27 protein-coding genes are annotated in these 24783 nt (G+C 67.8%); 11 read left to right on the top strand and 16 right to left on the bottom strand.

Annotated elements, in window-relative coordinates; translation table 11 throughout:
- Positions 1 to 92: 92 nt before the first annotated feature.
- From hisG to I0D00_RS18155, 8 genes are all read right to left on the bottom strand, one after another.
- Positions 93 to 728: an ATP phosphoribosyltransferase gene (hisG, locus tag I0D00_RS18120; protein WP_213641205.1), complete on the bottom strand. Its 636-nt coding sequence runs from the start codon at positions 726 to 728 to the stop codon at positions 93 to 95.
- Between the two features lie 78 nt (positions 729 to 806).
- Complete coding sequence (gene murA, locus I0D00_RS18125) at positions 807 to 2072, bottom strand: UDP-N-acetylglucosamine 1-carboxyvinyltransferase (protein ID WP_213641206.1); 1266 nt, start codon at positions 2070 to 2072, stop codon at positions 807 to 809.
- A gap of 15 nt (positions 2073 to 2087) precedes the next feature.
- Positions 2088 to 2327, bottom strand: coding sequence for a BolA family protein (locus I0D00_RS18130; protein WP_213641207.1), 240 nt, complete (start codon positions 2325 to 2327; stop codon positions 2088 to 2090).
- Between the two features lie 126 nt (positions 2328 to 2453).
- Positions 2454 to 2762, bottom strand: a complete 309-nt coding sequence (locus tag I0D00_RS18135; RefSeq protein ID WP_213641208.1) for an STAS domain-containing protein — start codon at positions 2760 to 2762, stop codon at positions 2454 to 2456.
- Complete coding sequence (locus tag I0D00_RS18140; protein ID WP_213641209.1) at positions 2759 to 3391, bottom strand: MlaC/ttg2D family ABC transporter substrate-binding protein; 633 nt, start codon at positions 3389 to 3391, stop codon at positions 2759 to 2761. The genes I0D00_RS18135 and I0D00_RS18140 overlap by 4 nt, the downstream gene beginning before the upstream one ends.
- Before the next feature lie 14 nt (positions 3392 to 3405).
- Positions 3406 to 3876, bottom strand: coding sequence for an outer membrane lipid asymmetry maintenance protein MlaD (gene mlaD, locus I0D00_RS18145; protein ID WP_213641210.1), 471 nt, complete (start codon positions 3874 to 3876; stop codon positions 3406 to 3408).
- A complete protein-coding gene (gene mlaE / locus I0D00_RS18150; protein WP_213641211.1) occupies positions 3876 to 4673 on the bottom strand; it encodes a lipid asymmetry maintenance ABC transporter permease subunit MlaE in 798 nt (265 codons plus the stop codon). The genes mlaD and mlaE overlap by 1 nt, the downstream gene beginning before the upstream one ends.
- Positions 4673 to 5482: an ATP-binding cassette domain-containing protein gene (locus I0D00_RS18155; protein ID WP_213641212.1), complete on the bottom strand. Its 810-nt coding sequence runs from the start codon at positions 5480 to 5482 to the stop codon at positions 4673 to 4675. Before I0D00_RS18155 ends, mlaE begins: the two co-directional genes overlap by 1 nt.
- 235 nt (positions 5483 to 5717) lie before the next feature.
- On the opposite strand from I0D00_RS18155, the gene I0D00_RS18160 reads away from it, so the two are divergent.
- The 10 genes from I0D00_RS18160 (at position 5718) to I0D00_RS18205 (ending at position 12824) form a co-directional block, all read left to right on the top strand.
- A complete protein-coding gene (locus I0D00_RS18160; RefSeq protein WP_213641213.1) occupies positions 5718 to 6692 on the top strand; it encodes a KpsF/GutQ family sugar-phosphate isomerase in 975 nt (324 codons plus the stop codon).
- Positions 6692 to 7216 carry a KdsC family phosphatase gene (locus tag I0D00_RS18165; protein ID WP_213641214.1) on the top strand — a complete coding sequence of 175 codons (525 nt, stop codon included), beginning with the start codon at positions 6692 to 6694 and terminating at the stop codon, positions 7214 to 7216. The genes I0D00_RS18160 and I0D00_RS18165 overlap by 1 nt, the downstream gene beginning before the upstream one ends.
- 8 nt (positions 7217 to 7224) lie before the next feature.
- Positions 7225 to 7794, top strand: a complete 570-nt coding sequence (gene lptC / locus I0D00_RS18170; protein WP_213641215.1) for an LPS export ABC transporter periplasmic protein LptC — start codon at positions 7225 to 7227, stop codon at positions 7792 to 7794.
- Positions 7781 to 8323 carry a lipopolysaccharide transport periplasmic protein LptA gene (gene lptA, locus I0D00_RS18175; protein ID WP_213641216.1) on the top strand — a complete coding sequence of 181 codons (543 nt, stop codon included), beginning with the start codon at positions 7781 to 7783 and terminating at the stop codon, positions 8321 to 8323. The genes lptC and lptA overlap by 14 nt, the downstream gene beginning before the upstream one ends.
- A gap of 2 nt (positions 8324 to 8325) precedes the next feature.
- Complete coding sequence (gene lptB, locus I0D00_RS18180) at positions 8326 to 9051, top strand: LPS export ABC transporter ATP-binding protein (RefSeq protein WP_213641217.1); 726 nt, start codon at positions 8326 to 8328, stop codon at positions 9049 to 9051.
- A 133-nt stretch (positions 9052 to 9184) separates the two neighbouring features.
- Entirely contained in the window at positions 9185 to 10693 is a 1509-nt protein-coding gene (locus I0D00_RS18185; RefSeq protein WP_213641218.1) for an RNA polymerase factor sigma-54, read from the top strand.
- Between the two features lie 190 nt (positions 10694 to 10883).
- Positions 10884 to 11192, top strand: a complete 309-nt coding sequence (hpf, locus tag I0D00_RS18190; protein ID WP_213641219.1) for a ribosome hibernation-promoting factor, HPF/YfiA family — start codon at positions 10884 to 10886, stop codon at positions 11190 to 11192.
- A 15-nt stretch (positions 11193 to 11207) separates the two neighbouring features.
- Positions 11208 to 11672 (top strand): PTS IIA-like nitrogen regulatory protein PtsN, encoded by a 465-nt coding sequence (gene ptsN / locus I0D00_RS18195; protein WP_213641220.1) that lies wholly within the window; start codon positions 11208 to 11210, stop codon positions 11670 to 11672.
- A gap of 9 nt (positions 11673 to 11681) precedes the next feature.
- Positions 11682 to 12539, top strand: a complete 858-nt coding sequence (rapZ, locus tag I0D00_RS18200; RefSeq protein ID WP_213641221.1) for an RNase adapter RapZ — start codon at positions 11682 to 11684, stop codon at positions 12537 to 12539.
- 12 nt (positions 12540 to 12551) lie between these two features.
- A complete protein-coding gene (locus I0D00_RS18205; RefSeq protein WP_213641222.1) occupies positions 12552 to 12824 on the top strand; it encodes an HPr family phosphocarrier protein in 273 nt (90 codons plus the stop codon).
- A 70-nt stretch (positions 12825 to 12894) separates the two neighbouring features.
- On the opposite strand, the gene pmbA is transcribed toward I0D00_RS18205, so the two are convergent.
- Positions 12895 to 14241, bottom strand: coding sequence for a metalloprotease PmbA (gene pmbA / locus I0D00_RS18210; RefSeq protein ID WP_213641223.1), 1347 nt, complete (start codon positions 14239 to 14241; stop codon positions 12895 to 12897).
- Between the two features lie 105 nt (positions 14242 to 14346).
- On the opposite strand from pmbA, the gene yjgA reads away from it, so the two are divergent.
- Positions 14347 to 14865: a ribosome biogenesis factor YjgA gene (gene yjgA / locus I0D00_RS18215; RefSeq protein WP_213641224.1), complete on the top strand. Its 519-nt coding sequence runs from the start codon at positions 14347 to 14349 to the stop codon at positions 14863 to 14865.
- 48 nt (positions 14866 to 14913) lie between these two features.
- On the opposite strand, the gene tldD is transcribed toward yjgA, so the two are convergent.
- From tldD to mreC, 7 genes are all read right to left on the bottom strand, one after another.
- Positions 14914 to 16356, bottom strand: coding sequence for a metalloprotease TldD (gene tldD / locus I0D00_RS18220; RefSeq protein WP_213641225.1), 1443 nt, complete (start codon positions 16354 to 16356; stop codon positions 14914 to 14916).
- Between the two features lie 2 nt (positions 16357 to 16358).
- Entirely contained in the window at positions 16359 to 17207 is an 849-nt protein-coding gene (locus I0D00_RS18225; RefSeq protein WP_213641226.1) for a carbon-nitrogen hydrolase family protein, read from the bottom strand.
- 76 nt (positions 17208 to 17283) lie between these two features.
- Positions 17284 to 21111, bottom strand: coding sequence for a YhdP family protein (locus I0D00_RS18230; protein ID WP_213641227.1), 3828 nt, complete (start codon positions 21109 to 21111; stop codon positions 17284 to 17286).
- Between the two features lie 31 nt (positions 21112 to 21142).
- Positions 21143 to 22600 carry a ribonuclease G gene (gene rng, locus I0D00_RS18235; RefSeq protein WP_213641228.1) on the bottom strand — a complete coding sequence of 486 codons (1458 nt, stop codon included), beginning with the start codon at positions 22598 to 22600 and terminating at the stop codon, positions 21143 to 21145.
- Positions 22597 to 23220, bottom strand: a complete 624-nt coding sequence (locus I0D00_RS18240) for a Maf family protein (RefSeq protein ID WP_213641229.1) — start codon at positions 23218 to 23220, stop codon at positions 22597 to 22599. Before I0D00_RS18240 ends, rng begins: the two co-directional genes overlap by 4 nt.
- A 42-nt stretch (positions 23221 to 23262) precedes the next feature.
- Positions 23263 to 23751 carry a rod shape-determining protein MreD gene (mreD, locus tag I0D00_RS18245; RefSeq protein WP_213641230.1) on the bottom strand — a complete coding sequence of 163 codons (489 nt, stop codon included), beginning with the start codon at positions 23749 to 23751 and terminating at the stop codon, positions 23263 to 23265.
- Positions 23748 to 24650, bottom strand: a complete 903-nt coding sequence (gene mreC / locus I0D00_RS18250) for a rod shape-determining protein MreC (RefSeq protein ID WP_420850834.1) — start codon at positions 24648 to 24650, stop codon at positions 23748 to 23750. The genes mreD and mreC overlap by 4 nt, the downstream gene beginning before the upstream one ends.
- Positions 24651 to 24783 lie beyond the last annotated feature (133 nt).

The following is a 24783-nucleotide window of genomic DNA, read 5'->3' on the forward strand; positions in this document are numbered from 1 at the left end:
GTCGCTAGGCTACCAAGCCCACCGCATGGACGCCCGAGAAAATTGGCTATGACACGGATAGGCGGGTGCGGCCGGAAGCCGCACGGAAGGTATCAGCTGGGGTGTCGCGACTCGACCGCCTCACGCAGGGCGTCGATCAGTGCCTGGATGCGCGCGTGCTGCATCTTCATCGAGGCCTTGTTGACGATCAGCCGCGAGCTGATGGTGGCGATCAGCTCCTGGGCCTCCAGGCCGTTGGCGCGCAGGGTATTGCCGGTGTCGACCACGTCGATGATCTTGTCGGCCAGGCCGACCAGCGGCGCCAGCTCCATGGAGCCGTACAGCTTGATCACCTCGACCTGGCGACCCTGCTCGGCGTAGTAACGCTTGGCCACGTTGACGAACTTGGTGGCCACCCGCAGGCGCCCCTTGGGCTCGGGCGCGCCGACCGCGCCGGCGGTCATCAGCTTGCACTGGGCGATGCGCAGGTCCAGGGGCTCGTACAGGCCCTGGCCGCCGTACTCCATCAGCACGTCCTTGCCGGCCACGCCGAGGTCGGCGGCGCCGTGCTCGACATAGGTCGGCACGTCGGTGGCGCGCACGATCAGCAGGCGCACATCGTCCTGGGTGGTGGGGATGATCAGCTTGCGGCTCTTATCCGGGTTCTCGGTCGGCACGATGCCGGCCTCGGCGAGCAACGGCAGGGTGTCGTCGAGAATACGGCCCTTGGACAGTGCAATGGTGAGCATGAAGCGGGTTTCCTCTGGAACTGGACCAGGCCGGCCCTCGCGGGCCGGACGTTGGGCTGAGCCGTGCGCAGCGCCGGCTTAGCCCGGGACGCGGCGGATCTTGGCGCCCAGCAGCTGCAGCTTCTCCTCGATGCACTCGTAGCCACGGTCGATGTGGTAGATGCGGTCGATCAGCGTATCGCCCTCGGCGACCAGCGCGGCGAGCACCAGGCTGGCCGAGGCGCGCAGGTCGGTGGCCATCACCGGCGCGCCCTTGAGCTTCTCGCTGCCGGTGACGATGGCGGTGTTGCCCTCGACCAGGATCTGCGCGCCCATGCGCAGCATTTCATGCACATGCATGAAGCGGTTCTCGAACACCGTCTCGATGACGGTGCCGGTGCCTTCGGCGATCGCGTTGAGGGCGATGAACTGCGCCTGCATGTCGGTGGGAAACGCCGGATAGGGCGCGGTACGCAGGGTCACGGCCTTCGGCCGTTTGCCCTGCATGTCCAGCTCGATCCAGTCGGCACCGCTGGTGATCTGCGCACCGGCCTCCTGCAGCTTGGACAGCACCGCCTCCAGGGTAGTCGGGTCGACGTCCTTGACCTTGACCCGGCCGCCGGTGATGGCGGCGGCCACCAGGTAGGTGCCGGTCTCGATGCGATCGGGCATCACGCTGAAACGCGCACCATGCAGGCGCTCGACGCCGTCGATGGTGATGGTGTCGGTACCGGCGCCTTCGATCTTCGCGCCCATGGCGATCAGGCAGTTGGCCAGGTCGACCACCTCAGGCTCGCGTGCGGCGTTTTCCAGCACGCTGCGGCCCTTGGCCAGGGTCGCGGCCATCATGATGTTCTCGGTGCCGGTGACGCTGACCGTGTCGAAGAAGAAGCGCGCGCCACGCAGGCCACCTTCCGGCGCCTTGGCCTTGATGTAGCCGCCTTCCACGTCGATCTGCGCGCCCATGGCCTCGAGGCCGCGGATGTGCAGGTCGACCGGGCGCGAACCGATGGCGCAGCCGCCGGGCAGCGCCACCTCGGCCTCGCCGAAGCGCGCGACCATCGGCCCCAGCACCAGGATCGAGGCGCGCATGGTCTTGACCAGCTCGTAGGGGGCGACCAGGGTCTTGATCGCCCGCGCGTCGACTTCCACGCTGAGCTTCTCGTCGATGATCGGCTCGATGCCCATGCGCCCGAACAGCTCGATCATGGTGGTGATGTCGTGCAGGTGCGGCAGGTTGCAGATGGTCACCGGCGCGTCGCCCAGCAGGGTCGCGGCGAGAATGGGCAGGGCGGAGTTCTTCGCCCCGGAGATGCGGATTTCGCCGTCGAGGCGCACGCCGCCGGTAATGATCAATTTATCCATAGCTATCTCGATGCCTCAGGGGCGCGCGGCCCAATCGGCACGGCTGAAGAATTTCATGCTCACCGCGTGGATGCTGCCATCGGCGATCCAGGGGTTGAGGTGGGCGTAGATCTGCTGCTGACGCTTGACCGGGCTCAGCGCGGCCAACTCGTCACTGATCAGGTTCAGCTGGAAGTTACAGCCTTCGCCTTCAACTTCCACCTGGGTATTCGGCAGTTTGGCCTCCAGGAGGCTCTTCACTTCTAAGGCCTGCATGCGCAACCTCGCTCGGCATATTGATTAACGACAGCAGAGCCTAGGCCTGCGGGCCGAGCATCATACAAAAAATGCCCCTCGCCCGCTAATCCCGCCGATGGCGGGCCAGCCGGCCACCCCTGCGGCTCACTCCCGCAGCGGCAGGATCTCCAGCAGCCCGGAAACCTCGGCGATCTGCCGCATGTCCTGGGGCAGACCGCGCAACGACAGGTTCTTGCCGGCGGCCCGGGCGTCGCGCAGCAGCGCCAGCAGCAGGGCCAGGCCCACGCTGCTGGACTTCTCCACCGCCGAGCAGTCGAGCACGCAGGCGCCGCCGCGACTGGCACCGATCAACTGGCCGCCGCGCTCGCGCAGCGCCGGCCCGCTGCGAAAATCCAGCACGCCACTGAGATGCAGCTCGCCCGGGGCCTGCTCGACGATGCTCGCCCGGCTCACGACTCGCCCTTGCCCTGGCGCGCCCTGGCCACGGTCTCGGCCCAGGTGTCGATCACCTTGTTCAGGTCGTTGCCATGGTTCTGCATGGACTGGGCGAACTGGTCGCGAAACAGCTTGCCGACGTTGATGCCGTTGATGATCACGTTGCGCATCATCCAGGTATCGCCCTGGCTGACCATGGTGTAGGACAGCGGATAGACCGCCCCCTTGCCGTCCTTGATCTCCATGTTCACCGCGGTGCGCTGCGGATTCTGCCGGCCGCTGGCCGGCAGCACGCGGATGTCCTGGTTGTTGTACTCGAGCAGGGCGTTGCCGTAGAACTGCATCAGGCTGCGCTTGAAGCTCTCCTGGAAGCGGGCCATCTGCTCCGGCGTCGCCTGCCGCGAATAGCGCACGGTCATGACCCCGCGGGAGATGCCGTCGACGTCCACCACCGGGCCGAGGATGTCGTTCAGCGCCGCGTAGAAGGCATCCGGGTTGGCACGGTACTCCTCCTTGTTGGCCTTGAGGTCGGCCAGCAGGGTATCGGTGGTCTGCTGCACCACCTCGTGGGCGGTGGGCGCGGCCAGGGCGAACAGGGGAAGGGCCGCCAGCAGCGCGAAAAGACTGTTACGCAGCATCTTGATCATCGCTAAAGCTCTCGTTAGTTGGACTGGTCTTTATTGACCGAATTGAGCAGGAACTTGCCGATCAGGTCCTCCAGCACCAGCGACGACTGGGTGTCGTAGATGGTGCTGCCATCGGCCAGCAGCTCCTCGTCGCCGCCGACGCTGATGCCGACGTACTTCTCGCCGAGCAACCCGGCGGTGAGGATCGACGCGGTGGAGTCCGCCGGCAGGTTGTCCACCGCGTTGTCCAGGGACATGGTAACCCGGCCGGTGTAGCTGTCGCGGTCCAGGTCGATGGCCGTCACCTTGCCGATGGTCACCCCGGCCATGGTCACCTTGGCCCGCACGGTCAGCCCGGCGATATTGTTGAAGTGCGCATAGACCTTGTAGGTATGGTCGCCGCTGCCCAGGGTCAGGCCGCTTACCCGCAGCGCCAGCAACAGCAGCGCCAGCAGCCCGGCCAGCAGGAACAGGCCGACACCTATTTCCAGTGTGCGGTTTTGCATCAGAAGTCTCCAAACATCAAGGCGGTCAGAATAAAGTCCAGGCCCAGCACCGCCAGCGAGGCATAGACCACGGTACGGGTCGTGGCGCGACTGATGCCCTCGGACGTCGGCTCGCAGTCATAACCCTGGAATACGGCGATCCAGGTGACGACGAAGGCGAAGACCAGGCTCTTGATCACCCCGTTGAGCACGTCCTCGCGAAAGGCCACGCTGTTCTGCATGTTCGACCAGAAGGAGCCCTCGTAGACCCCGAGCCAGTCGACGGCGACCACCGCCCCGCCCCAGATGCCGACCACGCTGAAGATCAGCGCCAGCAGCGGCATCGAGATGAAGCCGGCCCACAGCCGCGGCGCGATGATGTACTTGAGCGGATCGACGCCGATCATGGCCAGACTGGACAGCTGCTCGGTGGATTTCATGTTGCCGATTTCCGCGGTCAGCGCCGAGCCGGCCCGGCCGGCGAACAGCAGGGCGGTAACCACCGGCCCCAGCTCGCGCAGCAGGGTCAGGGCCACCATCTGCCCGACCGCCTGCTCCGAGCCGTAGCGGGCGAGGATGCTGAAGCCCTGCAGCGACAGCACCATGCCGATGAAGATACCGGACACCACGATGATCGCCAGGGACATCACGCCCACCGAGTACAGCTGCTTGACCAGCAACTGCAGCGCATTGCCCGAGGTGCCGCGACCGAAGATCGCCCGCAGCAGGAACAGGGTCGAGCGGCCGAGCGAAGCCAGCACGTCGAGCCCGGCCCGGCCGAACAGGCGAATGCGCTCGAGCGGAGATACCTTGCGCATCAGCGCCCTCCCAGTAAGTCGTCGCGGTAGTCCGCCGCCGGATAATGGAAGGGCACCGGCCCGTCCGGCGTGCCCTGCATGAACTGACGCACCCGCGGATTGTCCGACTCCATCAGCTCGGCCGGGGTTCCCTGGCCGAGCACCTGGGTATCGCCGACCACATAGAGGTAGTCGGCGATGCTCGCGGTCTCCGCCAGGTCGTGGGACACCAGGATGCTGGTGATCCCCAGGGCATCGTTGAGCAGGCGGATCAGCCGCACCAGCACGCCCATGGCGATGGGGTCCTGGCCGACGAAGGGCTCGTCGTACATGAGGATCTGCGGGTCGAGGGCGATGGCCCGGGCCAGCGCGACGCGGCGCTTCATGCCGCCGGACAGCTCGTCCGGCATCAACTCGAAGGCGCCGCGCAGACCGACCGCCTGCAGCTTCATCAGGACGATGTCGCGGATCATCTCCTCGGGCAGCTGGGTGTGCACCCGCAGCGGGAAGGCGACGTTCTCGAACACATCGAGGTCGGTGAACAGCGCACCGCTCTGGAACAGCACGCCCATCTGCTTGCGCATATCGAACAGCTCGCTGCGCGAGAGCGTGGGCAGGTTCACCCCGTTGACCCAGACCTCGCCCTGGCTCGGCCTGAGCTCGGCGGCGATCAGGCGCAACAGGGTGGTCTTGCCGCAGCCGGAGGGCCCCATGATGGCGGTAACCTTGCCACGCGGAATGCGGATGTCCACATTCTTGAAAATATCCCGGTCGCCCCGCCGAAAGCTCACGCCTTTCAGCTCGACCGCGTACTGATTGTCGGCGCTCATCTGGACTCCTTGCGAACAGCCTCCCTGGTAGACGCCCACCCCCGCGCCGAGGACACCACGCCAGCCGGACGGGCCGAAACAGCCGCGCACTATATCACCGGCCAATTGCCGCGCCCAAGCTGCGCAGCGCGAACGTCGCGACACTGAGACGGCGGCCGCAGGATTCGAGGGTGAGCACGCAACGCTTTCCCGGTATAATCGCCGCCTTTTTCCTCGGCACGTCCTCGACAACGCTATGAATCAACCCAATGAGCTGATCAAGTCCGCCCAGCGGACCATCCGCCTCGAGCTCGAGGCCGTCGAAGAGCTGCTGCAGCGGATCGACGGCGACTTCGTCCGCGCCTGCGAGCTTATCCTGGCCAGCAAGGGCCGGGTGGTGGTGGTCGGCATGGGCAAGTCCGGGCATATCGGCAGCAAGATCGCCGCCACCCTGGCCAGCACCGGCACCACCGCCTTCTTCGTGCACCCGGCCGAGGCCAGCCACGGCGACATGGGCATGATCACCCGCGACGACGTGGTGCTGGCGCTGTCCAACTCCGGTTCGACCGCCGAGATCGTCACCCTGCTGCCGCTGATCAAGCGCCTCGGCATCCGTCTGATCAGCATGACCGGCAACCCCGACTCGCCGCTGGCCAAGGCCGCCGAGGTCAACCTGGACGCCCGCGTGCCGAAGGAGGCCTGCCCGCTGAACCTGGCGCCGACCTCCTCCACCACCGCCTCCCTGGTCCTCGGCGACGCCCTGGCCATCGCCCTGCTGGAGGCCCGCGGCTTCACCGCCGAGGACTTCGCCTTCTCCCACCCCGGCGGCGCCCTCGGCCGGCGCCTGCTGCTCAAGGTGGAGAACGTGATGCACGCAGGCAAGAACCTGCCCCAGGTGCAACGCGGCACCTCGCTGCGCGACGCCCTGCTGGAGATGACCCAGAAGGGCCTGGGCATGACCGTGGTAGTGGAGGCGGACGGCCGCCTCGCCGGCATCTTCACCGACGGCGACCTGCGCCGCACCCTGGACCGCGGCCTCGACGTGCGCGAGGCGCGGATCGACGAGGTGATGACCGTCCACGGCAAGTCCGCCCGCGCCGAGATGCTCGCCGCCGAGGCGCTGAAGATCATGGAAGACCACAAGATCAACGCCCTCGTGGTGGTCGATGGCGACGACCGGCCGATCGGCGCCCTGAACATGCACGACCTGCTGCGCGCCGGAGTGATGTGATGAATCCCGAACTGCAGCAGCGCGCCCAGGCGATCAAACTGGCGATCTTCGACGTCGACGGCGTGCTCACCGACGGCAAGCTGTACTTCCTGGTCGACGGCAGCGAATTCAAGACCTTCAACACCCTCGACGGCCACGGCATCAAGATGCTCATCGCCTCGGGCGTGCGCACCGCCATCATCAGCGGGCGCAAGACCCCGGTGGTGGAGCGCCGCGCGCAGAACCTCGGCATCCAGCACCTGTACCAGGGCCGCGAGGACAAACTGGCGGTGCTCGACGAGCTTCTCGGCGAACTCGGCCTAAGCTATGAACAGGTCGCCTATCTCGGCGACGACCTGCCCGACCTGCCGGTGATCCGCCGCGTCGGCCTGGGCATGGCCGTCGCCAGCGCCGACGACTTCGTCCGCCAGCACGCCCATGGCGTGACCCAGGCCCGCGGCGGCGAAGGCGCCGCCCGCGAATTCTGCGAGCTGATCATGCGCGCCCAGGGCAGCCTCGATGCCGCCCAGGCCGCCTACCTGTAGAGCCCACTATGCTGCGCAAACTGCTGACGCCCGCCCTGTTCGCCCTCGCCGCCGCCCTGCTAGCCGCGGTCGGCTACTGGAACATCAGCCCCGAGAGCTTCTCCGACAAGCCGGCCCGGGCCGGCACGGAGAACGCCATCGACTTCTACGTGATCGGCGCCAACACCCTGCAGTACCAGGCCGACGGCAAGCTGCACTACGAGATGAGCGCCAGCAAGCTGGAGCACATCAAGGCGACCGACATCACCCTGCTGAGCGAGCCGAACCTGCATCTGTACCGCGGCAGCGAACACCCCTGGAAAGTCCGCAGCGTTCGCGGCGAAGTGGCGCCCGCAGGCCAGGAGGTCGAACTGATCGACCAGGTGCGCGTCGAGCGCACCGATGCCAAGGGCCGCCCGACCATTCTCACCACCAGCCGCCTGACCGTATTCCCGGAGAAGGAATATGCGCAGACCCAGCAAGCCGTTAGAATCGACGCGGCCAATGGGGTGACCACGGCACAAGGAATGAAAGCGTACTTGAATGACGGCAGGATGCTCCTGCTGTCCAACGTAAGAGGCCAGCATGAGGTTCGTTAAAACCCTCCCCCTTCTGCTCAGTTTGAGTGCCGCGCTCGGAAGCGCCTGCGCCTGGGCACTGCCATCCGATCGCGAGCAGCCGATCCGCGTGCAAGCCGACAGCGCCGAACTGGACGACAAGCAAGGCGTGGCGGTCTACCGCGGCGACGTCATCATCACCCAAGGCACCCTGAAGATCACCGGCGACACCGTGACCATCACCCAGAACGCCCAGGGCGATATCGAGATCTTCACCTCCGTGGGCAAACCGGCCTACTACGAGCAGAAACCGGCCGCCGACAAGCAGATCGTCAAGGCCTACGGCCTGACCATCCAGTATTTCGCCGCCAGCGAGCGCATCGTGCTGATCGACCAAGCCAAGGTGATCCAGGAAGGCAACACCTTCGAGGGCGAGAAGATCGTCTACGACACCCAGCGCCAGATCGTCAACGCCGGCCGCGCCACCGGCGCCCAGGTGTCCACGCCACGGCCGCGCATCGACATGGTGATCCAGCCGAAGAAGAAACCAGCCGACCAGCAGGCACAGTAGTAATGGCCACATTGAAAGCCCAACACCTGGCCAAGAGCTACAAGGGCCGCCAGGTCGTCCGCGATGTCAGCCTGAGCATCGACAGCGGGCAGATCGTCGGCCTGCTCGGCCCCAACGGCGCCGGCAAGACCACCTGCTTCTACATGATCGTCGGCCTGGTCCGCGCCGACCAGGGCCGCGTGCTGATCGACGAGCTCGACGTCAGCCACCAGCCCATGCACGGCCGCGCCCGCGCCGGCATCGGCTACCTGCCGCAGGAGGCCTCGATCTTCCGCAAGCTCAGCGTGGCCGACAACATCATGGCCATCCTCGAGACGCGCAAGGAACTGGATCGCGGCGCACGACGCGAGGAGCTGGAAAGCCTGCTGCAGGAGTTCCACATCAGCCATATCCGCGACAACCTCGGCATGAGCCTGTCCGGCGGCGAGCGCCGCCGCGTGGAGATCGCCCGCGCCCTGGCGACCGCGCCCAAGTTCATCCTGCTCGACGAACCCTTCGCCGGGGTCGACCCGATCTCGGTCGGCGACATCAAGCAGATCATCCACCACCTCAAGGCCAAGGGCATCGGTGTACTGATCACCGACCACAACGTCCGCGAGACCCTGGATATCTGCGAGACCGCCTACATCGTCAACGACGGCCAGCTGATCGCCGAGGGCGACGCCGACGCCATCCTGGCCAACCAGATGGTCAAAGAAGTCTACCTGGGCCACGAGTTCCGCCTGTAACAGCGGCTTTTCTCGACCGAACAGCAGCTCGCGCTAGGCAAACCGCTCGGGAGTAGGCATATAATTTGCTTCCTTGTGGCGCCGCGGCGCCCTGTAGTGGATCGCGCACAGACGCCGGTATAGAAGGTCTGCAATGAAACCATCGCTAGTCCTGAAAATGGGCCAGCAGCTGACGATGACCCCGCAGCTGCAACAGGCCATTCGCCTACTTCAACTGTCCACCCTGGATCTGCAGCAGGAGATCCAGGAGGCCTTGGAGTCCAACCCGATGCTCGAGCGCCAGGAAGAAGGCGACGACTTCGACAACTCCGACCCCATGGCCGACGGCGCCGACAACCCGACGAGCGCCGACAAGCAGGAAGATCCCTACAAGGACGCCAGCTACCAGGAGACCACCCAGAGCGTGGACAACCTGGAAGAAGGCGAGTGGAACGAGCGCATCCCCAACGAGCTGCCGGTCGACACCGCCTGGGAAGACGTCTACCAGACCAGCGCCAGCAGCCTGCCGAGCAACGACGACGACGAGTGGGACTTCACCACTCGCACCTCCAGCGGCGAGAGCCTGCAGAGCCACCTGCTCTGGCAACTCAACCTGGCGCCGATGTCCGACAAGGACCGCCTGATCGCCACCACCCTGATCGACTGCATCAACGAACAGGGCTATCTGGAAGAGAGCCTCGAGGAAGTGGTCGAGGCCTTCGACCCGGAGCTGGACATCGAGCAGGACGAAGTGGAGGCGGTGCTGCACCGCATCCAGCAATTCGAACCGGCCGGCGTGGCCGCCCGCGATCTGCGCGAATGCCTGCTGCTGCAACTGCGCCAGCTGCCGCCCAAGTCGCCCTGGCTGAGCGAGGCCCAGCGCCTGGCCGGCGACTACCTCGACCTGCTCGGCAGCCGCGACTACAGCCAGCTGATGCGTCGCATGAAGCTCAAGGAAGACGAGCTGCGCCAGGTCATCGAGCTGATCCAGAGCCTCAACCCGCGCCCCGGCTCGCAGATCCAGTCCGGCGAGCCGGAGTACGTGGTGCCCGACGTCATAGTGCGCAAGCACAACGAGCGCTGGCTGGTCGAGCTGAACCAGGAGGCCATGCCCCGCCTGCGGGTCAACCCGCAGTACGCCGGCTTCGTCAAGCGCGCCGACTCCAGCGCCGACAACACCTTCATGCGCAACCAGCTGCAGGAGGCGCGCTGGTTCATCAAGAGCCTGCAGAGCCGCAACGAGACGCTGATGAAGGTCGCCACCCAGATCGTCGAGCACCAGCGCGGCTTCCTCGACTACGGCGACGAGGCGATGAAACCCCTGGTGCTGCACGACATCGCCGAAGCCGTGGGCATGCACGAGTCGACCATCTCGCGGGTCACCACGCAGAAGTTCATGCACACCCCGCGCGGCATCTACGAGCTGAAATACTTCTTCTCCAGCCACGTCAGCACCGCCGAGGGCGGCGAGTGCTCCTCCACCGCCATCCGCGCGATCATCAAGAAACTGGTGGCCGCGGAAAATGCGAAAAAGCCATTGAGCGACAGCAAGATCGCTGGTTTACTGGAGGCACAGGGCATTCAAGTGGCCCGCCGCACGGTCGCCAAATACCGTGAATCCCTCGGTATCGCGCCCTCCAGTGAGCGCAAGCGGTTGATGTAAGGCGGCACCCAAAGGAAGATCGGTCAACACACGACACAGCTCGACTCGCGACGCCCCCGAAAGAAGCCATACTGGCGCGTCAGGGGGCGACCACGCCAAGTGCGGTGTACCAGGTCTTCCATGCCAAGGTGTTCCCGCGGCAGGCCGCCGATAGCCTGCCTCTTACACACGGCAACAAGGAGAAAGCGGTATGCAAGTCAACATCAGTGGACATCAGCTGGATGTGACCGACGCCCTGCGCGACTACATCGCCGAAAAACTCAATCGACTGGAGCGCCACTTCGACAAGATCACCAACGTGCAGGTCACCATGGAGGTCGAGAAGCTCAAGCAGAAGATCGAAGCGACCCTGCACATCGCCGGCGGTGAAGTCGTCGCCAACGCCGAGCACGACGACATGTATGCCGCCATCGACCTGCTCACCGACAAACTCGACCGACAACTCATCAAGCACAAGGAAAAGCAGCTCGAACGCCAGCAGGGCGCCATGGCCCGCTGACCTCGCTCACCTCCTATGATCCGACTCGAAAACATCCTGACCCCCGGCCGTTCCCTGGTGAACGTGCCGGGCGGCAGCAAGAAACGCGTACTCGAACAAATTGCCAATCTGGTGGCGCGCGAGCTGCCCGACCTGGACGGCCAGGACATCTTCGAGAGCCTGATCGCCCGGGAAAAGCTCGGCTCCACCGGTTTCGGCAACGGCATCGCCATTCCCCACTGCCGCCTGCCCGGCTGCGTCGCACCGATCAGCGCCTTGCTGCGCCTGGATGCGCCGGTCGACTTCGACGCCATCGACGGCGCCCCGGTCGACCTGCTGTTCGTCCTGCTGGTACCCGAGGCGGCCACCGACGAGCACCTGGAACTGCTGCGCCAGATCGCCAGCATGCTCGATCGCAGCGATGTGCGCGAGCGCCTGCGCCATGCCGCGAGCAGCGAGGCCCTGTACCAGGTCGTGGTGGACGTACAAAGCAGCCGTTAGGACCTCCCCATGCGCCTGATCATCGTCAGCGGTCGCTCCGGCTCCGGCAAAAGCACCGCCCTCGATGTCCTCGAGGACAACGGCTTCTACTGCATCGACAACCTCCCCGCCGGCCTGCTCCCCGAACTGGCCGAGGGCGCCCTGCTGCACACCGAATTGCTGCACCCACAGGTGGCCGTATCGATCGACGCGCGCAACCTGCCCAGCCAGCTCAAGCGTTTCCCCGAACTGCTCGACGAGGTGCGCGCCCGGCATATCCAGTGCGACGTGCTCTACCTGGATGCCGACGAGGAGACCCTGCTCAAGCGCTTCTCCGAGACCCGTCGGCGCCACCCGCTGACCAACGAGGAGCGCTCCCTGGCCGAGGCCATCGCCGACGAGAGCCAGCTGCTCGGGCCGATCATCGACCTGGCCGACCTGAAGATCGACACCACCCACCTGAACCTCTACCAGTTGCGCGACATGCTCAAGCTGCGCCTGCTCAACCAGCCCGAGCCCGGCACCGCCTTCCTGGTCGAGTCCTTCGGCTTCAAGCGCGGCATGCCGGTGGATGCCGACCTGGTGTTCGACGTGCGCTGCCTGCCCAATCCCTACTGGAAGCCCGAGCTGCGCGACTATTCCGGCCTCGACCAGCCGGTGGCCGAGTACCTGGCGGCCCAGGCCGATGTCGAGGAGATGTTCCAGGACATCCTCGCCTACCTGAACAAATGGCTGCCGCGCTTCGCCGCCAGCAACCGCGCCTATGTCACGGTGGCCATCGGCTGCACCGGCGGCCACCACCGCTCGGTGTACCTGGCCAATCGCCTGGGTGATACCCTGAAACCCACCTTGAAGAACGTTCAGGTCCGCCACCGCGACCTCAGCTAAGGAAACGCCGCGATGCCCTCCCGCGAAATCACCATTGTCAACAAGCTGGGCCTGCACGCGCGTGCCGCGGCCAAGTTCGTTGGCGTGGCCGGACGCTATCCCTGCAAGGTCAAGGTCGGCCGCGCCCCGGAGAGCCTGGTGGACGGCAAGAGCATCATGGCGGTGATGATGCTGGCCGCCGGCAAGGGCACGCCGATCCACCTGCACACCGAAGGCGAGCAGGACCATGACGCCCTGGAGGCGCTGGTCGAACTGATCAACAACTACTTCGACGAAGGCGAGTAGCCCAGCACCCGCTACGAAGAGGGGCTGCCCGTTACCGCGGGCAGCCCCTCTGGCGTTGCCCGGCCGACCGTCAGCTGCCGGCCACCGTCATGCGCTCGATCAGTACCGAGCCGGTGTGGATGTTGCTGCGCAGTTCCAGGTCGTTGCCCACCGCGACTATCTGCCCGAACATGTCGCGCAGGTTGCCGGCGATGGTCACCTCCTGCACCGGAAACTGGATCTCGCCATTCTCCACCCAGTAGCCGCCGGCACCGCGCGAGTAGTCGCCGGTGACCAGGTTCAGGCCATGCCCCATCAGCTCGGTGACCAGCAGACCGCGGCCCATGCGCTTGAGCAGCGCCTGCTGGTCCTCGTCGCCATGGCTGACGAACAGATTGTGCACGCCACCGGCATTGGCCGTGCTGGGCATGCCCAGCTTGCGCCCGGAATAGGTGCCCAGCACATAGGAGAGCAGTTCGCCGCCCTCGACGAAGGACTTCGCGTAGGTCGCCAGGCCGTCGCCATCGAACGCCGCGCTGCCCAGGGCGCGCGGGATGTGCGGTCGCTCGTCGAGCTTGAGCCACGCGGGGAACAGCTGCTGCCCCAGGGCCCCCTCGAGGAAGGACGACTGGCGGTACAGGTTGCCGCCGGAAATCGCCGCGAGGAAATGACCGAACAGGCCGGTCGCCGACTCGGCGGAAAACAGCACCGGCACCTCGCAGGTCGGCACCGGCCGCGCGCCCAGGCGGCTGACCGTGCGCTGCGCGGCGCGTCGACCGATATCGGCGGCATCGGCCAGCAACTCGCCCTGGCGGTTGACGTCGTACCAGTAGTCGCGCTGCATCTGCCCGCCGTCCTCGGCGATCATCACGCAACTCAGGCTGTGGCGGGTGCTGGCGTAGCCGCCGACGAAGCCATGGCTGTTGCCGTACACCCGGCAGCCCTGGTGGCTGTTGAGGGTGGTGCCGTCGGCGTTCTTGATCCGCGGATCGGCGGCGAAGGCGGCCGCCTCGCAGCGCAGCGCCTGCTCGATGGCCTGCTCCGGGCTGATCGCCCAGGCATGGTAGAGGTCCAGCTGCGGCAGCTCGCGGGCCATCAGCGCGGCATCGGCCAGCCCGGCGCAGTCGTCTTCGGAGGCATGTTTGGCGATCGCCAGGGCCGCCGCCACCGTCTCGCGAATGGCCGCCTCGCCGCTGGCCGAGGTACTGGCCGAGCCCTTGCGCTGGCCGACATAGAGGGTGATGCCGAAACCCTGGTCGCGGTTGAACTCGACCGTCTCCACCTCGCCGCGGCGCACGCTGGTGGACAGGCCCTGCTCCACCGACACGGCGACCTCGCAGGCGCTGGCGCCCTGCTTCCTGGCCTCGGCGATGATCTGCTCGACCTGGGCCTGCAACTGCGGCACGGCAGCGGGGCCGACCGTTTCTACTGCACTCATACACACTCCTAAGCGATGGGCGGCAAGCTAGGTCCTGCGCGGACCGAACGCTTGCAGCCGGAAACTTGCTGCTATCATGACGGCGTTTTCCACTGGACCACCCCCATGCCTGAATACCTTGACGACTTCTCCGGCGAGAAGAGCAAATCCCAGGTCAAACGCGAGCTGCATGCCCTGCAAGACCTGGGGCAGCGTCTGACCACCTTAAAGCCCGATCTGCTGAACAAGCTACCCCTGACCGACGCCCTGCGCCGCGCCCTGGCCGAAGCGCCGAAGCACACCGCCAACGCGGCGAAGAAGCGCCACGTCCAGTTCATCGGCAAGCTGATGCGCGAACAGGACCTCGACGCCATCACCACCCTGCTCGACCAGCTGGATGCGTCCAGCCGCCAGTACAACGAGCGCTTCCACAACCTCGAGCGCTGGCGCGACCGCCTGCTGGGCGGCAACGACGAGACCCTGGAGGCCTTCGTCGGCGACTACCCCGAGGCCGACCGCCAGCACCTGCGCCAGCTGATCCGCCAGGCCCAGCACGAGGCGGCGCAGAACAAGGCGCCGGCCGCCTCGCGGAAAATCTTCAAGTACATCCGCGACCTGGACGAAGCCCAGCGCGGACTGCGCTAATCCCGCCGAATCGGCCGGGCCAAGGCACCTTGGCCCGGCCGCAACGCATCAGGCTCCGGTGCCGCCGACGGTGATCGCATCGATCTTCAGGGTCGGCTGGCCGACGCCGACCGGCACCGACTGGCCGTCCTTGCCGCAGGTGCCGACGCCGCTGTCCAGGGCCAGGTCGTTGCCGACCATCGACACCCGGCTCATGGCCTCCGGGCCGTTGCCGATCAGCGTGGCGCCCTTGACCGGCGCGGTGATCTTGCCGTCCTCGATCAGGTAGGCCTCGCTGGTGGAGAAGACGAACTTGCCACTGGTGATATCCACCTGACCGCCGCCGAGGTTGGCGCAGTAGATGCCGCGCTTCACCGAACGGATGATCTCCTCCGGATCGCTCTCGCCGGCCAGCATGTAGGTGTTGGTCATGCGCGGCATCGGCAGGTGCGCATAGGACTCGCGGCGGCCGTTGCCGGTGCAGGCCACGCCCATCAGGCGGGCATTCAGCTTGTCCTGCATATAGCCCCTGAGCACGCCGTTCTCGATCAGCGTGGTGCATTCGCTCGGCGTGCCCTCGTCGTCCATGCTCAGCGAGCCGCGGCGTTCGGCCAGGGTGCCGTCGTCGACGATGGTGCACAGGCTGGAGGCGACCTTCTCGCCCATGCGGCCGCTGTAGGCGGAGCTGCCCTTGCGGTTGAAATCGCCCTCCAGGCCGTGGCCGACCGCCTCGTGCAGCAGCACCCCGGACCAGCCGGCGCCCATCACCACCGGCATGCTGCCGGCCGGCGCGGCGATCGCCTCGAGGTTGACCAGGGCCTGGCGCAGCGCCTCACGGGCATAGCCCATGGCGCGGTCCTCGTTGAGGAAATAGCGGTAGTCGGTGCGCCCACCGCCGCCATGGCCGCCGCGCTCGCGACGGCCGTTCTGCTCGACTATGACGCTGACGTTGAAGCGCACCAGCGGCCGCACGTCGCTGCCCAGGCTGCCGTCGCTGGCCGCCACCAGCACCCGGTCCCAGACCCCGGCCAGGCTCACCGTGACCTGCTTGATGCGCGGATCGAGGGCGCGGGTGGCCTGGTCGATGCGCTTGAGCAGCTCGACCTTCTGCGCCCGGTCGATCACGTCCAGCGGATTGTCCGGGGCATACAGGGCGCCGATCAGCGGGCTGCCGAGGGCCTGCACGCGGCCGTGCTGGCCGGCCCGGGCGATCGAGCGGGCCGCGCCCGCGGCCTGGCTCAGGGCCTCGGCGGTGATCGCGTTGCTGTAGGCGAAGCCGGTCTTCTCGCCGGACTGGGCGCGCACGCCGACGCCCTGGTCGAGGTTGAAGCTGCCCTCCTTGACGATGCCGTCCTCCAGCACCCAGGTCTCGGAGACCTGACTCTGGAAATACAGGTCGGCGGCGTCTATCCCGGGGCCGGCCAGCTCGCCGAGTACCCCGGGCAGATGGTCGAGGGTCAGCCCCCCCGGACTCAACAGGTGCTCGCTGACGGACAACAACATCTCGTTCATAACTACTCCAAACCGGGCAGCCGCGGGTCGGCCGCTGCGAAAAATCGTTTGTGCCGGGCCACCGGCATGCGCCGGCGGATCGCCGCCTGCTCGGCCGCGTCGCGCGGCGCCAGCAGCACGGCCTCGCCGCGCGCCTGCTCGGCGAGGATACGCCCCCAGGGGTCGACGATGGCCGAGTGCCCGTGGGTCTCGCGGCCGCCCGGGTGGTGGCCGCCCTGGCCGGCCGCCAGCACATAGCACTGGGTCTCGATGGCCCGGGCGCGGATCAGCACCTGCCAGTGGGCCTCGCCGGTGACCGCGGTGAAGGCCGAGGGCGCGCTGATCAGTTCGGCCCCCGCCTCGCGCAGGGCGCCATACAGTTCAGGGAAACGCAGGTCGTAACAGACCGTCAATCCCAACCGCCCAACGGGCGTATCGGCCACCACCAGCCGGGCCCCGCAGGCGTAGTCGTCGGACTCGCGATAGCGGCCGCGGCTGTCGCCGACATCCACGTCGAACAGGTGCAGCTTGTCGTAACGCGCCACCCGCTCGCCCTGTTCGTCGACCAGCAGCGAACAGGCATGGGCCTTGGCCTCGGGCCGGCCGTCCGGCGGCAGGGGGATGGTGCCGGCGACTATCCATAACCTGAGGTCGCGGGCGGTCTGTTTCAACCACGGCAGGATCGGCCCCTCGCCCAGCGCCTCGCTGCGCCCCAGGGCCGCCAGGTCGCGATGGCCCATGGCGGCGAAGTTCTCCGGCAGCACCGCGAGACGGGCACCGGCCTGCGCAGCCCGTTCCAGCTGGACGCGGGCGCGGGCCAGGTTGGCGAGCACATCGTCCTGACTGACCAGCTGAATCACGGCAAGACTCATGGTTTCCACCTCGGGGACTCGGGCCAGTCCCAGCTTACAAGTCATGAGCACCGGCTGCATGACTTGTAAGCTGGGATCATTGCGGCTTCTCGAACGGTTTGTCGAAGGTGATCTTCGGGTCCGCCAGGTCGCCCTCGACGTCGTATTGCACGCTGGCGAAACGCGCCACCCGATCGCCGAGCAGCTTGTCGACCACGAACAGCGCCCCGCCGATGGCCGGGGCACCGACTATCAGCGCCGCCAGCGGCAGGTTGTTGGTCACCGGCAGGGTGACCAGCAACTTGGCGTCGATCTGCTGATTGACCATGTTCAGGGTACCGTTCAGCTCCAGGTTGCTCGACGGGCCGGTCAGGGTGATCGGCGTACGGGTGACGAACACCCCGTCGCGGGCGTCCAGCAGGCCGTTGACCCGGTCGTAGCTCAGGCCCTTGCCGAGCAGGTCGGAAAAGTCCAGGCGCAGGCGGCGGCCGATGGAATTGAAGTTGAGCAGGCCGAACACCCGCAGCGCCGACGCCGAGCCCTGCACCTCGGAGAACTGTCCGCTGCGCAGGGCGGCATCCATGCTGCCGGAGAAGCGCTTGAGGCTGAGCCAGGCCGGCGAGCCCGGCCAGCGGCCGTCGACGTCCAGGCGGAAGCGCTCGCTGCTGGCCGTCGGCGCGTAGCCCCAGGCCAGCAGCACGGCCGCCAGGTCCTGACCCTGCAGGCGGCCCTTGTACCAGCTGCTGCTGGCCCCCGGCGCCCCCTGCCAGCCGGCGTCGCCCCGCACCTGCAGGCCCTTGAGCTCCAGGCGCAGGTCGTCGAAGCGCACCCCGCCCGCGGCCGGCCGCACCTTCAGCGACCAGGCACCGAGCAGCTCCTGGCCCTGCAATACCCGGTCGATCTGCACGTCCAGGGCAGGAATCTGGCGCGGGTCGACGCGCTCCAGCGGGTCGGGCTTGTCCACGACCACCGCGCCCTTGGCCTCGGCCGGCGGCAGCCGCAGGTAGTCCAGCGCGACCGCGATCGGCCGTGCCGGCGCATCCGGCAGCCGCACCTGCCCCTTGAGCGTCTGGCTGTCCAGGCCCAGGGCCCAGGTTGCGCCGGCGCGCTCGAGGCGCACGGCGAGATCGTCCAGCTCGCCGCCGAAACCGCGGAAGCGGGCGATCCGCACCTGCGCATCCCTGAACAGCCGCTGGGCGTCGTCCTGCGCCAGGTCCCGGTAAGGCTGCAGGGCGACCTGCCAGGCATCCCAGTCCAGCTCGGACAGCCGCCCGCGCACCCGCAGGCCCTTGGCCACCGGTAACAGCGCCGGGCCATCGGCCAGGCGCAACTCGCCGCGGCCCGCCCCCGGCTCGCCCGGCGGTGCGGCGAACGACAGGCTGGCCAGCTCGGCATAGTCCAGCCAGTAGCGACGCTCGGCGCCGCCCAGGGTCATGCGCCAGTCGGCGTAACGCTGCTCCGCGGCAACCTTGCCGAACGGGGCCGGCAGATCGATGGCCAGCCCCTCCAGGTTGGAATCCACACGCAACTGGCTGTCGGCGCCGTCCAGGTTCAGACGCAGGCGATAGGGCAGGCTGCCGCTGAGCGGCAGCGGCGCCGTGACGCCCAGCCAGGCGCCCAACTCCGCCAGCGGCACCTGGCCGTGCGCCTCGAAACGCGTCCGCGCCTGGCCGCCGCGACCTTCGGCGACGGCCTTGCCGCGCAACGCGTGGCCGAGCGCCCGGGCGCGAATATCCGGAGCGCTCAGCCCCGTGGCAGTGTCGTAGCGGAAGGCCCCGCGCAGCTGGCTGAACTCGAGCCGAGGGTTGGCCAGTTCGAGGCGCGCGCCCTCTGTGGCGAAGTCGACCACCACGGCCGCCGGCTCGCCTGGCTGCAACGGCAGATCGAGCTGGAGACGGCCGCTGAGAGGCCCCTCGCCGCGCCAGCCGGCGAAGGTCTCGGCGGTGCCCATGGGCGCCTCCTGGAGCAGCTGCAGGGCATCGCCCAGGCTGCTCTGCAGCTCGGCGTCGAGCTGCAGACGCGGCACCCGGCCCGGGCCGGCGTGGGGAATCTCGGCCTGCGCCCGGCCCACCCGGCTGTCGAGCAGGCGGCCGTCGGCCAGGCGCACGCGCACGCCGCTGTCCTCGATCAGCACCTCGCCGCGGCCCTCGCGCAGGGCCGGCCAGCCGGGCTGGAACGCCAGTTCGGCGTCGTGCACGGCGAAGAACAGGCTGAGGCTGCGCGCCGCATCGGCCGCCCCCTTGTTCAGCGAGCCCTGGTACTGGAAGTAGCCCTCGTCCACCGCGCCGCCACGAATCGCCGTCTTCAGCCAGCGCGCCAGCTGCGGGTCGAACCCCGGGGCACGGGTCGGCAGGTACTTCTCGGTGTAGCGCGCATCGCCCCGGCGCAGGCCGACCCGCAGGTCCATGTAGTCTTCGCCCTGGGGGGCCCGCAGCAGGCGGATGAGGAAGTCGCCGGCGATCTCGCCCTCCTCGCCGACCACCTGCAGGTAGGGGCTGCGCAGGGTGAAGGCCTGCTCGTCGAGGCTCCAGGTCAGGCGCGCATTGGCCCGGCTGTAGTGCCAGGGCTTGGGGAACAGGGTATCGAGGTGCAGGACGAAGTCCTGCGCATCCAGGCGCAATTCGCCCTGGCCCAGGTCGCCACTGATGCTGCCGCTGATGTTCTCCGCCGCGGGGGAGGCCTCGTGGGCGGCGAAGCCGATGCGCTCCAGGTTGGCGGCGAACTGCAGGCGCTTGTCGCCCTCGCGGCGCGGTCGATAGTCCAGCTGGACATTGCGCAGGGCGCCCCGGGGCTGCAGTTGCTCGAGCAACTGCATGGCCGCATCCGGCAGCGGCGCGAGGGCAGCCACCAGCGGCGACAAGGGCGCCAGGTCGAGACGGTCGGCCGCCAGCTGCCACTGTTCCTCGCTCTCGCTGCTGTCGCGCACCTGGCTCAGGCCCAGGCGCACCTCGCCCCAGCGGTTCTCGCCCTGGCTCAGCGCCAGGTCGTCCAGCACCAGCTCGAAGCCCTGCGCCGTGCGGCGGTAGTAGGCGTTCAGGGCCAGGTCCTGCAGGCGCAGCGCCTCGCGCCCGGCATAGCCGGCCTGCAGCTGTGGCGCGTGCAGGCGCGCCACAGCGCGCTGCACGGCGCCGCCGGCCCAGGTCAGCCAGAACTCGCCGCCGGCCTGCAGCTCGGCGAGCCGCCACGGCGCCGTCGTGCCGGCTGGCAGCCAGCGCGCCCAGTCGCTCTGCGGCAGGCTCAGGTACAGCTGCAACTCGGCCTCGCGCCAGCGCTCGGCCTGCAGCCGCGAACGCAACTGCAGGGTCAGCGGCTGGCCGTCGGGCAGCAGTAGGCGGCCGTCCAGGCGCTGGCGCCTGGCGCCGTTGCGCAGGCTCAGGTTGACGTAGGTCAGGGCCTGCACCGGGCGCCCCCAGGCCTGCACCGTCACCTGGCTGTTGAGCAGCGACAGGCGCTCGACCCGCTGCAGGCGGCCGAGCAGCTCGGCGACCTCGACGCCGGCACCCTCACCGCCCGGCGCCAGCCCCTTGAGCGACCAGGCGCCCTGCTCGTCCTGGTGCACGCCGAGCTGCAGGCCCTCCAGCTCCAGCGACGCCACCCGCAGCTGGCGCGCCAGCAGGCTGGCCAGCACGTCCGGGCGCAGCCTCAGCTGATCCAGATGCAGCGCCCCGGGCCCCTCGCCCAGGCGCACGTCACGGCCGATCAGCAACGGCGCGAAGCCCTGCCAGCGGCCCTCCAGGCTGCCGATCTCGAGCGGCACGCCGAGCAGCGCGCGGCCACGGTCCTCGGCCTCCAGGCGGTACTCGGCGACCCAGGGCACCAGCTCGCGGCCGAGACTGACGAACAGCGCCGCCAGCACCAGCAGCAAGGCGCAACAGCCCAGCGCCCAGCGCAGGGCGGCGGCGAACCAGCGGATCAGCCGCTCCATTCAGTACGATCCCTGAACTGCGGGCACTCGGTCAGAGCAGCACCACATCGTATTGCTCCTGGGAATACATGGTCTCGACCTGGAACTTGATGGTACGGCCGATAAAGCTCTCCAGGTCGGCGACATTGCCCGACTCCTCGTCGAGCAGGCGATCGACCACCTTCTGGTTGGCCAGCACCCGGTAGCCCTCGGGCTGGTAGGCGCGCGCCTCGCGGAGGATCTCGCGGAAGATCTCGTAGCAGATGGTCTCCGGGGTCTTCAGCTTGCCGCGTCCCTGGCAGCTGGTACAGGGCTCGCAGAGCACCTGCTCGAGGCTCTCGCGGGTGCGCTTGCGGGTCATCTGCACCAGGCCCAGTTCGGTGATGCCGATGATATTGGTCTTGGCGTGGTCGCGCTCCAGCTGTTTCTCCAGGGTGCGCAACACCTGGCGTTGATGTTCCTCGTCTTCCATGTCGATGAAGTCGATGATGATGATCCCGCCGAGGTTGCGCAGGCGCAGCTGGCGGGCGATGGCGGTGGCGGCCTCGAGGTTGGTCTTGAAGATGGTCTCTTCGAGGGTGCGATGGCCGACGAAGGCCCCGGTGTTGACGTCGATGGTGGTCATCGCCTCGGCCGGGTCGATGATCAGGTAGCCGCCGGACTTGAGCGGCACCTTGCGCTCCAGGGCGCGCTGGATCTCGTCCTCGACCCCGTACAGGTCGAAGATCGGCCGCTCGCCGGGGTAGTGTTCCAGGCGGTCGGCGATCTCCGGCATCAGCTCGGCGACGAACTGGGCGATCTTCTGGAAGGTCTCCCGCGAGTCGATGCGCAGCTTCTCGGTGCGCAGGCTGACCAGGTCGCGCAGGGTGCGCAGGGCCAGGCTGAGGTCCTCGTAGATCACCGAGGGCGCCGGCGCGCTCTGCATCTGCGCGGCGATCTGGTCCCACAGGCGGCGCAGGTAGCGGATGTCGATGAGGATCTCGTCGGCCCCCGCGCCCTCGGCGGCGGTGCGCAGGATGAAGCCACCGGCCTCCTCGATGCCCTCGCCGCCGATGCAGTCGGCGACCACCTGCTTGAGGCGCTCGCGCTCGCCTTCGTCCTCGATCTTCAGCGAGATGCCGACATGGCTGGTGCGCGGCATGTACACCAGGTAGCGCGAGGGGATCGACAGGTGGGTGGTCAGGCGCGCGCCCTTGCTGCCGATCGGGTCCTTGGTCACCTGCACCACCAGGCTCTGGCCCTCGTGCACCAGGGCGCTGATGGTTTCCACCGCCGAGCCTTCGCGGCTGGAGATTTCCGAGGCGTGGATGAAGGCCGCGCGCTCCAGGCCGATGTCGACGAAGGCCGCCTGCATGCCCGGCAGCACCCGTACCACCTTGCCCTTGTAGATATTGCCGACTATGCCGCGGCGCTGGGTGCGCTCGACATGCACCTCCTGCAGCACGCCGTTCTCCACCACCGCCACACGCGATTCCATTGGCGTGATATTGATCAGAATCTCTTCACTCATCGGTCCATCTCTTCTGCGTTAGGGCGGGAGGTCGCCGGCGCCTGCCAGCAGGGAATGGCGAACTCGGTGAGCAGCTCGGCGGTTTCGCACAGGGGCAGTCCGACCACGGCCGAATAGCTGCCCTGCAACTGGCGCACGAACACCGCCGCCAGCCCCTGGATACCATAGCTGCCGGCCTTGTCCCGGGGCTCGCCGCTGGCCCAGTAGGCCTCGATCTCCGCGGCGTCGAGCGCACGGAAGGCGACCCGGCTGGACACCACCCGGCTCGCCAGCCTGGCCCGCGAAGCCAGGGCCACGGCGGTCAGCACCTGATGCTCGCGCCCGGACAGCGCGGCCAGGGTCGCCAGGGCCTCGGCCCGGTCCGCCGGCTTGCCGAGGATGCGACCGTCGAGCACCACCGCGGTATCGGCGCCCAGGACCACGGCGTCGCTCGCCGGCTGCAGGGACGCTAGCGCGGCCTGCGCCTTCTCCCGCGCCAGGCGCTCGACATAGGCCTCGGCCGACTCGTCCGGCCGGCTACGCTCATCGACGGGAACGACAAGGGAATGGAAGGGCACGCCGATCTGCGCCAACAACTCGCGCCGGCGCGGCGACCCCGAAGCCAGGTATAGCGTGGCCATCAAGACCTCTCCCTGTGGGGTGGTGACGGAGCCTCGCCCCGCTTAATTGACACCCAGGCGCCGATGCACGCCGCGCAGCAGGGCATGGACCCAGGGCCACAGCAGTGCGCTGACCAGGGCCGGAAGGACGAACGCCAGGGTCGGCGGGCGGCTGCCGGTCAAGGCATTGAGCCACAAGTGCAGCAACTGGGCCAGACCGAACACCACCAGCAGGACCATGCTCTGCTGCCACAGGGGGAACATGCGCAGGCGCTGGTGCAGGCTCAGCACGAGGAAGGTGATCAGGGTCAGCACCAGGGCATTGAGCCCCAGCAGCGTGCCGTTGAGCACGTCGGCGAGCAGGCCGATGAACCAGGCCGTGGCCATGCCGACCCGGTGCGGCAGGACCAGCACCCAGTAGGTCAGGAGCAGGGCCGGCCACAGCGGCCGGCCCTGCTCCATGAAGCTCGGCAGGGACGCCACGCTGAGCACCAGGCCCAGAGCCAGGCTGAGCCAGATCACCCAGACGTTGCGTGCGCGAGCGGCGATCATTGCGCGGCCTCCTGCTCGGTGGATGCTGCCGCGCCGGCGGCAGGCGCCGCCGACTCCTGCTCCTGGCGCCGGCGGTCGGCGGCCTCCTGGGCCTCGGCCGACTCGGTCGCCCGCTGCTCGGGGCTGCGCGGATCGGTGAAGACCAGCAGCATGTAGCGGCTGCGGTTGAGCTTGGCGGTGGGCACGGCGCGGACGATGGCGAAGGGCTGGCCGGAGTCGTGGATCACCTCGCTCACCGTGGCCACCGGATAGCCGGCCGGGAAGCGCTGGCCCAGGCCGGAACTGACCAGCAGGTCGCCCTCCTTGATGTCCGCGGTGTCGGCGACATGACGCAGCTCCAGGCGCTCCGGGTTGCCGGTGCCGCTGGCGATGGCGCGCAGGCCGTTGCGGTTGACCTGCACCGGGATGCTGTGGGCGGTGTCGGTGAGCAGCAGCACCCGCGAGGTATAGGGCATCACCTCGACCACCTGGCCCATCAGCCCGCGGGCGTCGAGCACCGGCTGGCCGAGCAGCACGCCGTCCTTCTCGCCCTTGTCGATGAGGATGCGATGGGTGAAGGGGTTGGGGTCGATGCCGATCAGCTCGGTGGCGAGCACCTCGTCGTCGACCAGGGCCGCCGAGTTGAGCAGCTCGCGCAGGCGCACGTTCTGCTCGGTGAGGGTGGCGAGCTTCTGCAGGCGGCGCTGCATCATCAGCTGCTCGGCCTTGAGCTTCTCGTTCTCCGCCGCCAGCTCGCTGCGCGAACTCAGCTCCTCGGTCGCCCCCTCCCAGAGGTTCAGGGGCAGGCGCCCCAGCCAGTAGACCGGCTCGACTATCACCCCAAGCTGGCTGCGCAGCGGCTGCAGCATGGCGAAGCGCGCATCCACCACCATCAGCGCGACCGACAGCACGGCCAGCACCAGCAGGCGCACACCGAGCGAAGGTCCTTTGGCAAATAGCGGTTTGATGGGCGAATCCTCGAGACGTCAGGCGGCAATAAAAAGCTGCAAGCGGATAGGGACCCGGCTTGCAGCTCGAGACGTGGGACTGGCG

The sequence above is a fragment of the Pseudomonas lalucatii genome, assembly GCF_018398425.1.
GTDB classification, from domain to species: Bacteria; Pseudomonadota; Gammaproteobacteria; order Pseudomonadales; family Pseudomonadaceae; genus Aquipseudomonas; species Aquipseudomonas lalucatii.

What these genes read in the sequence shown, in the direction of transcription:
- yjgA (WP_213641224.1), top strand. Translation starts at nt 14,347, where the DNA reads ATGCCTGAATACCTTGACGACTTCTCCGGCGAGAAGAGCAAATCCCAG.
- mlaD (WP_213641210.1), bottom strand. Translation starts at nt 3,876, where the DNA reads ATGCAAAACCGCACACTGGAAATAGGTGTCGGCCTGTTCCTGCTGGCC.
- lptA (WP_213641216.1), top strand. Translation starts at nt 7,781, where the DNA reads ATGAGGTTCGTTAAAACCCTCCCCCTTCTGCTCAGTTTGAGTGCCGCG.
- lptB (WP_213641217.1), top strand. Translation starts at nt 8,326, where the DNA reads ATGGCCACATTGAAAGCCCAACACCTGGCCAAGAGCTACAAGGGCCGC.
- pmbA (WP_213641223.1), bottom strand. Translation starts at nt 14,241, where the DNA reads ATGAGTGCAGTAGAAACGGTCGGCCCCGCTGCCGTGCCGCAGTTGCAG.
- I0D00_RS18225 (WP_213641226.1), bottom strand. Translation starts at nt 17,207, where the DNA reads ATGAGTCTTGCCGTGATTCAGCTGGTCAGTCAGGACGATGTGCTCGCC.
- lptC (WP_213641215.1), top strand. Translation starts at nt 7,225, where the DNA reads ATGCTGCGCAAACTGCTGACGCCCGCCCTGTTCGCCCTCGCCGCCGCC.
- I0D00_RS18130 (WP_213641207.1), bottom strand. Translation starts at nt 2,327, where the DNA reads ATGCAGGCCTTAGAAGTGAAGAGCCTCCTGGAGGCCAAACTGCCGAAT.
- I0D00_RS18230 (WP_213641227.1), bottom strand. Translation starts at nt 21,111, where the DNA reads ATGGAGCGGCTGATCCGCTGGTTCGCCGCCGCCCTGCGCTGGGCGCTG.
- murA (WP_213641206.1), bottom strand. Translation starts at nt 2,072, where the DNA reads ATGGATAAATTGATCATTACCGGCGGCGTGCGCCTCGACGGCGAAATC.
- mlaE (WP_213641211.1), bottom strand. Translation starts at nt 4,673, where the DNA reads ATGCGCAAGGTATCTCCGCTCGAGCGCATTCGCCTGTTCGGCCGGGCC.
- I0D00_RS18185 (WP_213641218.1), top strand. Translation starts at nt 9,185, where the DNA reads ATGAAACCATCGCTAGTCCTGAAAATGGGCCAGCAGCTGACGATGACC.
- mreD (WP_213641230.1), bottom strand. Translation starts at nt 23,751, where the DNA reads ATGATCGCCGCTCGCGCACGCAACGTCTGGGTGATCTGGCTCAGCCTG.
- I0D00_RS18165 (WP_213641214.1), top strand. Translation starts at nt 6,692, where the DNA reads ATGAATCCCGAACTGCAGCAGCGCGCCCAGGCGATCAAACTGGCGATC.
- I0D00_RS18160 (WP_213641213.1), top strand. Translation starts at nt 5,718, where the DNA reads ATGAATCAACCCAATGAGCTGATCAAGTCCGCCCAGCGGACCATCCGC.
- I0D00_RS18140 (WP_213641209.1), bottom strand. Translation starts at nt 3,391, where the DNA reads ATGATCAAGATGCTGCGTAACAGTCTTTTCGCGCTGCTGGCGGCCCTT.
- I0D00_RS18205 (WP_213641222.1), top strand. Translation starts at nt 12,552, where the DNA reads ATGCCCTCCCGCGAAATCACCATTGTCAACAAGCTGGGCCTGCACGCG.
- I0D00_RS18155 (WP_213641212.1), bottom strand. Translation starts at nt 5,482, where the DNA reads ATGAGCGCCGACAATCAGTACGCGGTCGAGCTGAAAGGCGTGAGCTTT.
- I0D00_RS18240 (WP_213641229.1), bottom strand. Translation starts at nt 23,220, where the DNA reads ATGGCCACGCTATACCTGGCTTCGGGGTCGCCGCGCCGGCGCGAGTTG.
- hisG (WP_213641205.1), bottom strand. Translation starts at nt 728, where the DNA reads ATGCTCACCATTGCACTGTCCAAGGGCCGTATTCTCGACGACACCCTG.
- rapZ (WP_213641221.1), top strand. Translation starts at nt 11,682, where the DNA reads ATGCGCCTGATCATCGTCAGCGGTCGCTCCGGCTCCGGCAAAAGCACC.
- ptsN (WP_213641220.1), top strand. Translation starts at nt 11,208, where the DNA reads ATGATCCGACTCGAAAACATCCTGACCCCCGGCCGTTCCCTGGTGAAC.
- hpf (WP_213641219.1), top strand. Translation starts at nt 10,884, where the DNA reads ATGCAAGTCAACATCAGTGGACATCAGCTGGATGTGACCGACGCCCTG.
- rng (WP_213641228.1), bottom strand. Translation starts at nt 22,600, where the DNA reads ATGAGTGAAGAGATTCTGATCAATATCACGCCAATGGAATCGCGTGTG.
- tldD (WP_213641225.1), bottom strand. Translation starts at nt 16,356, where the DNA reads ATGAACGAGATGTTGTTGTCCGTCAGCGAGCACCTGTTGAGTCCGGGG.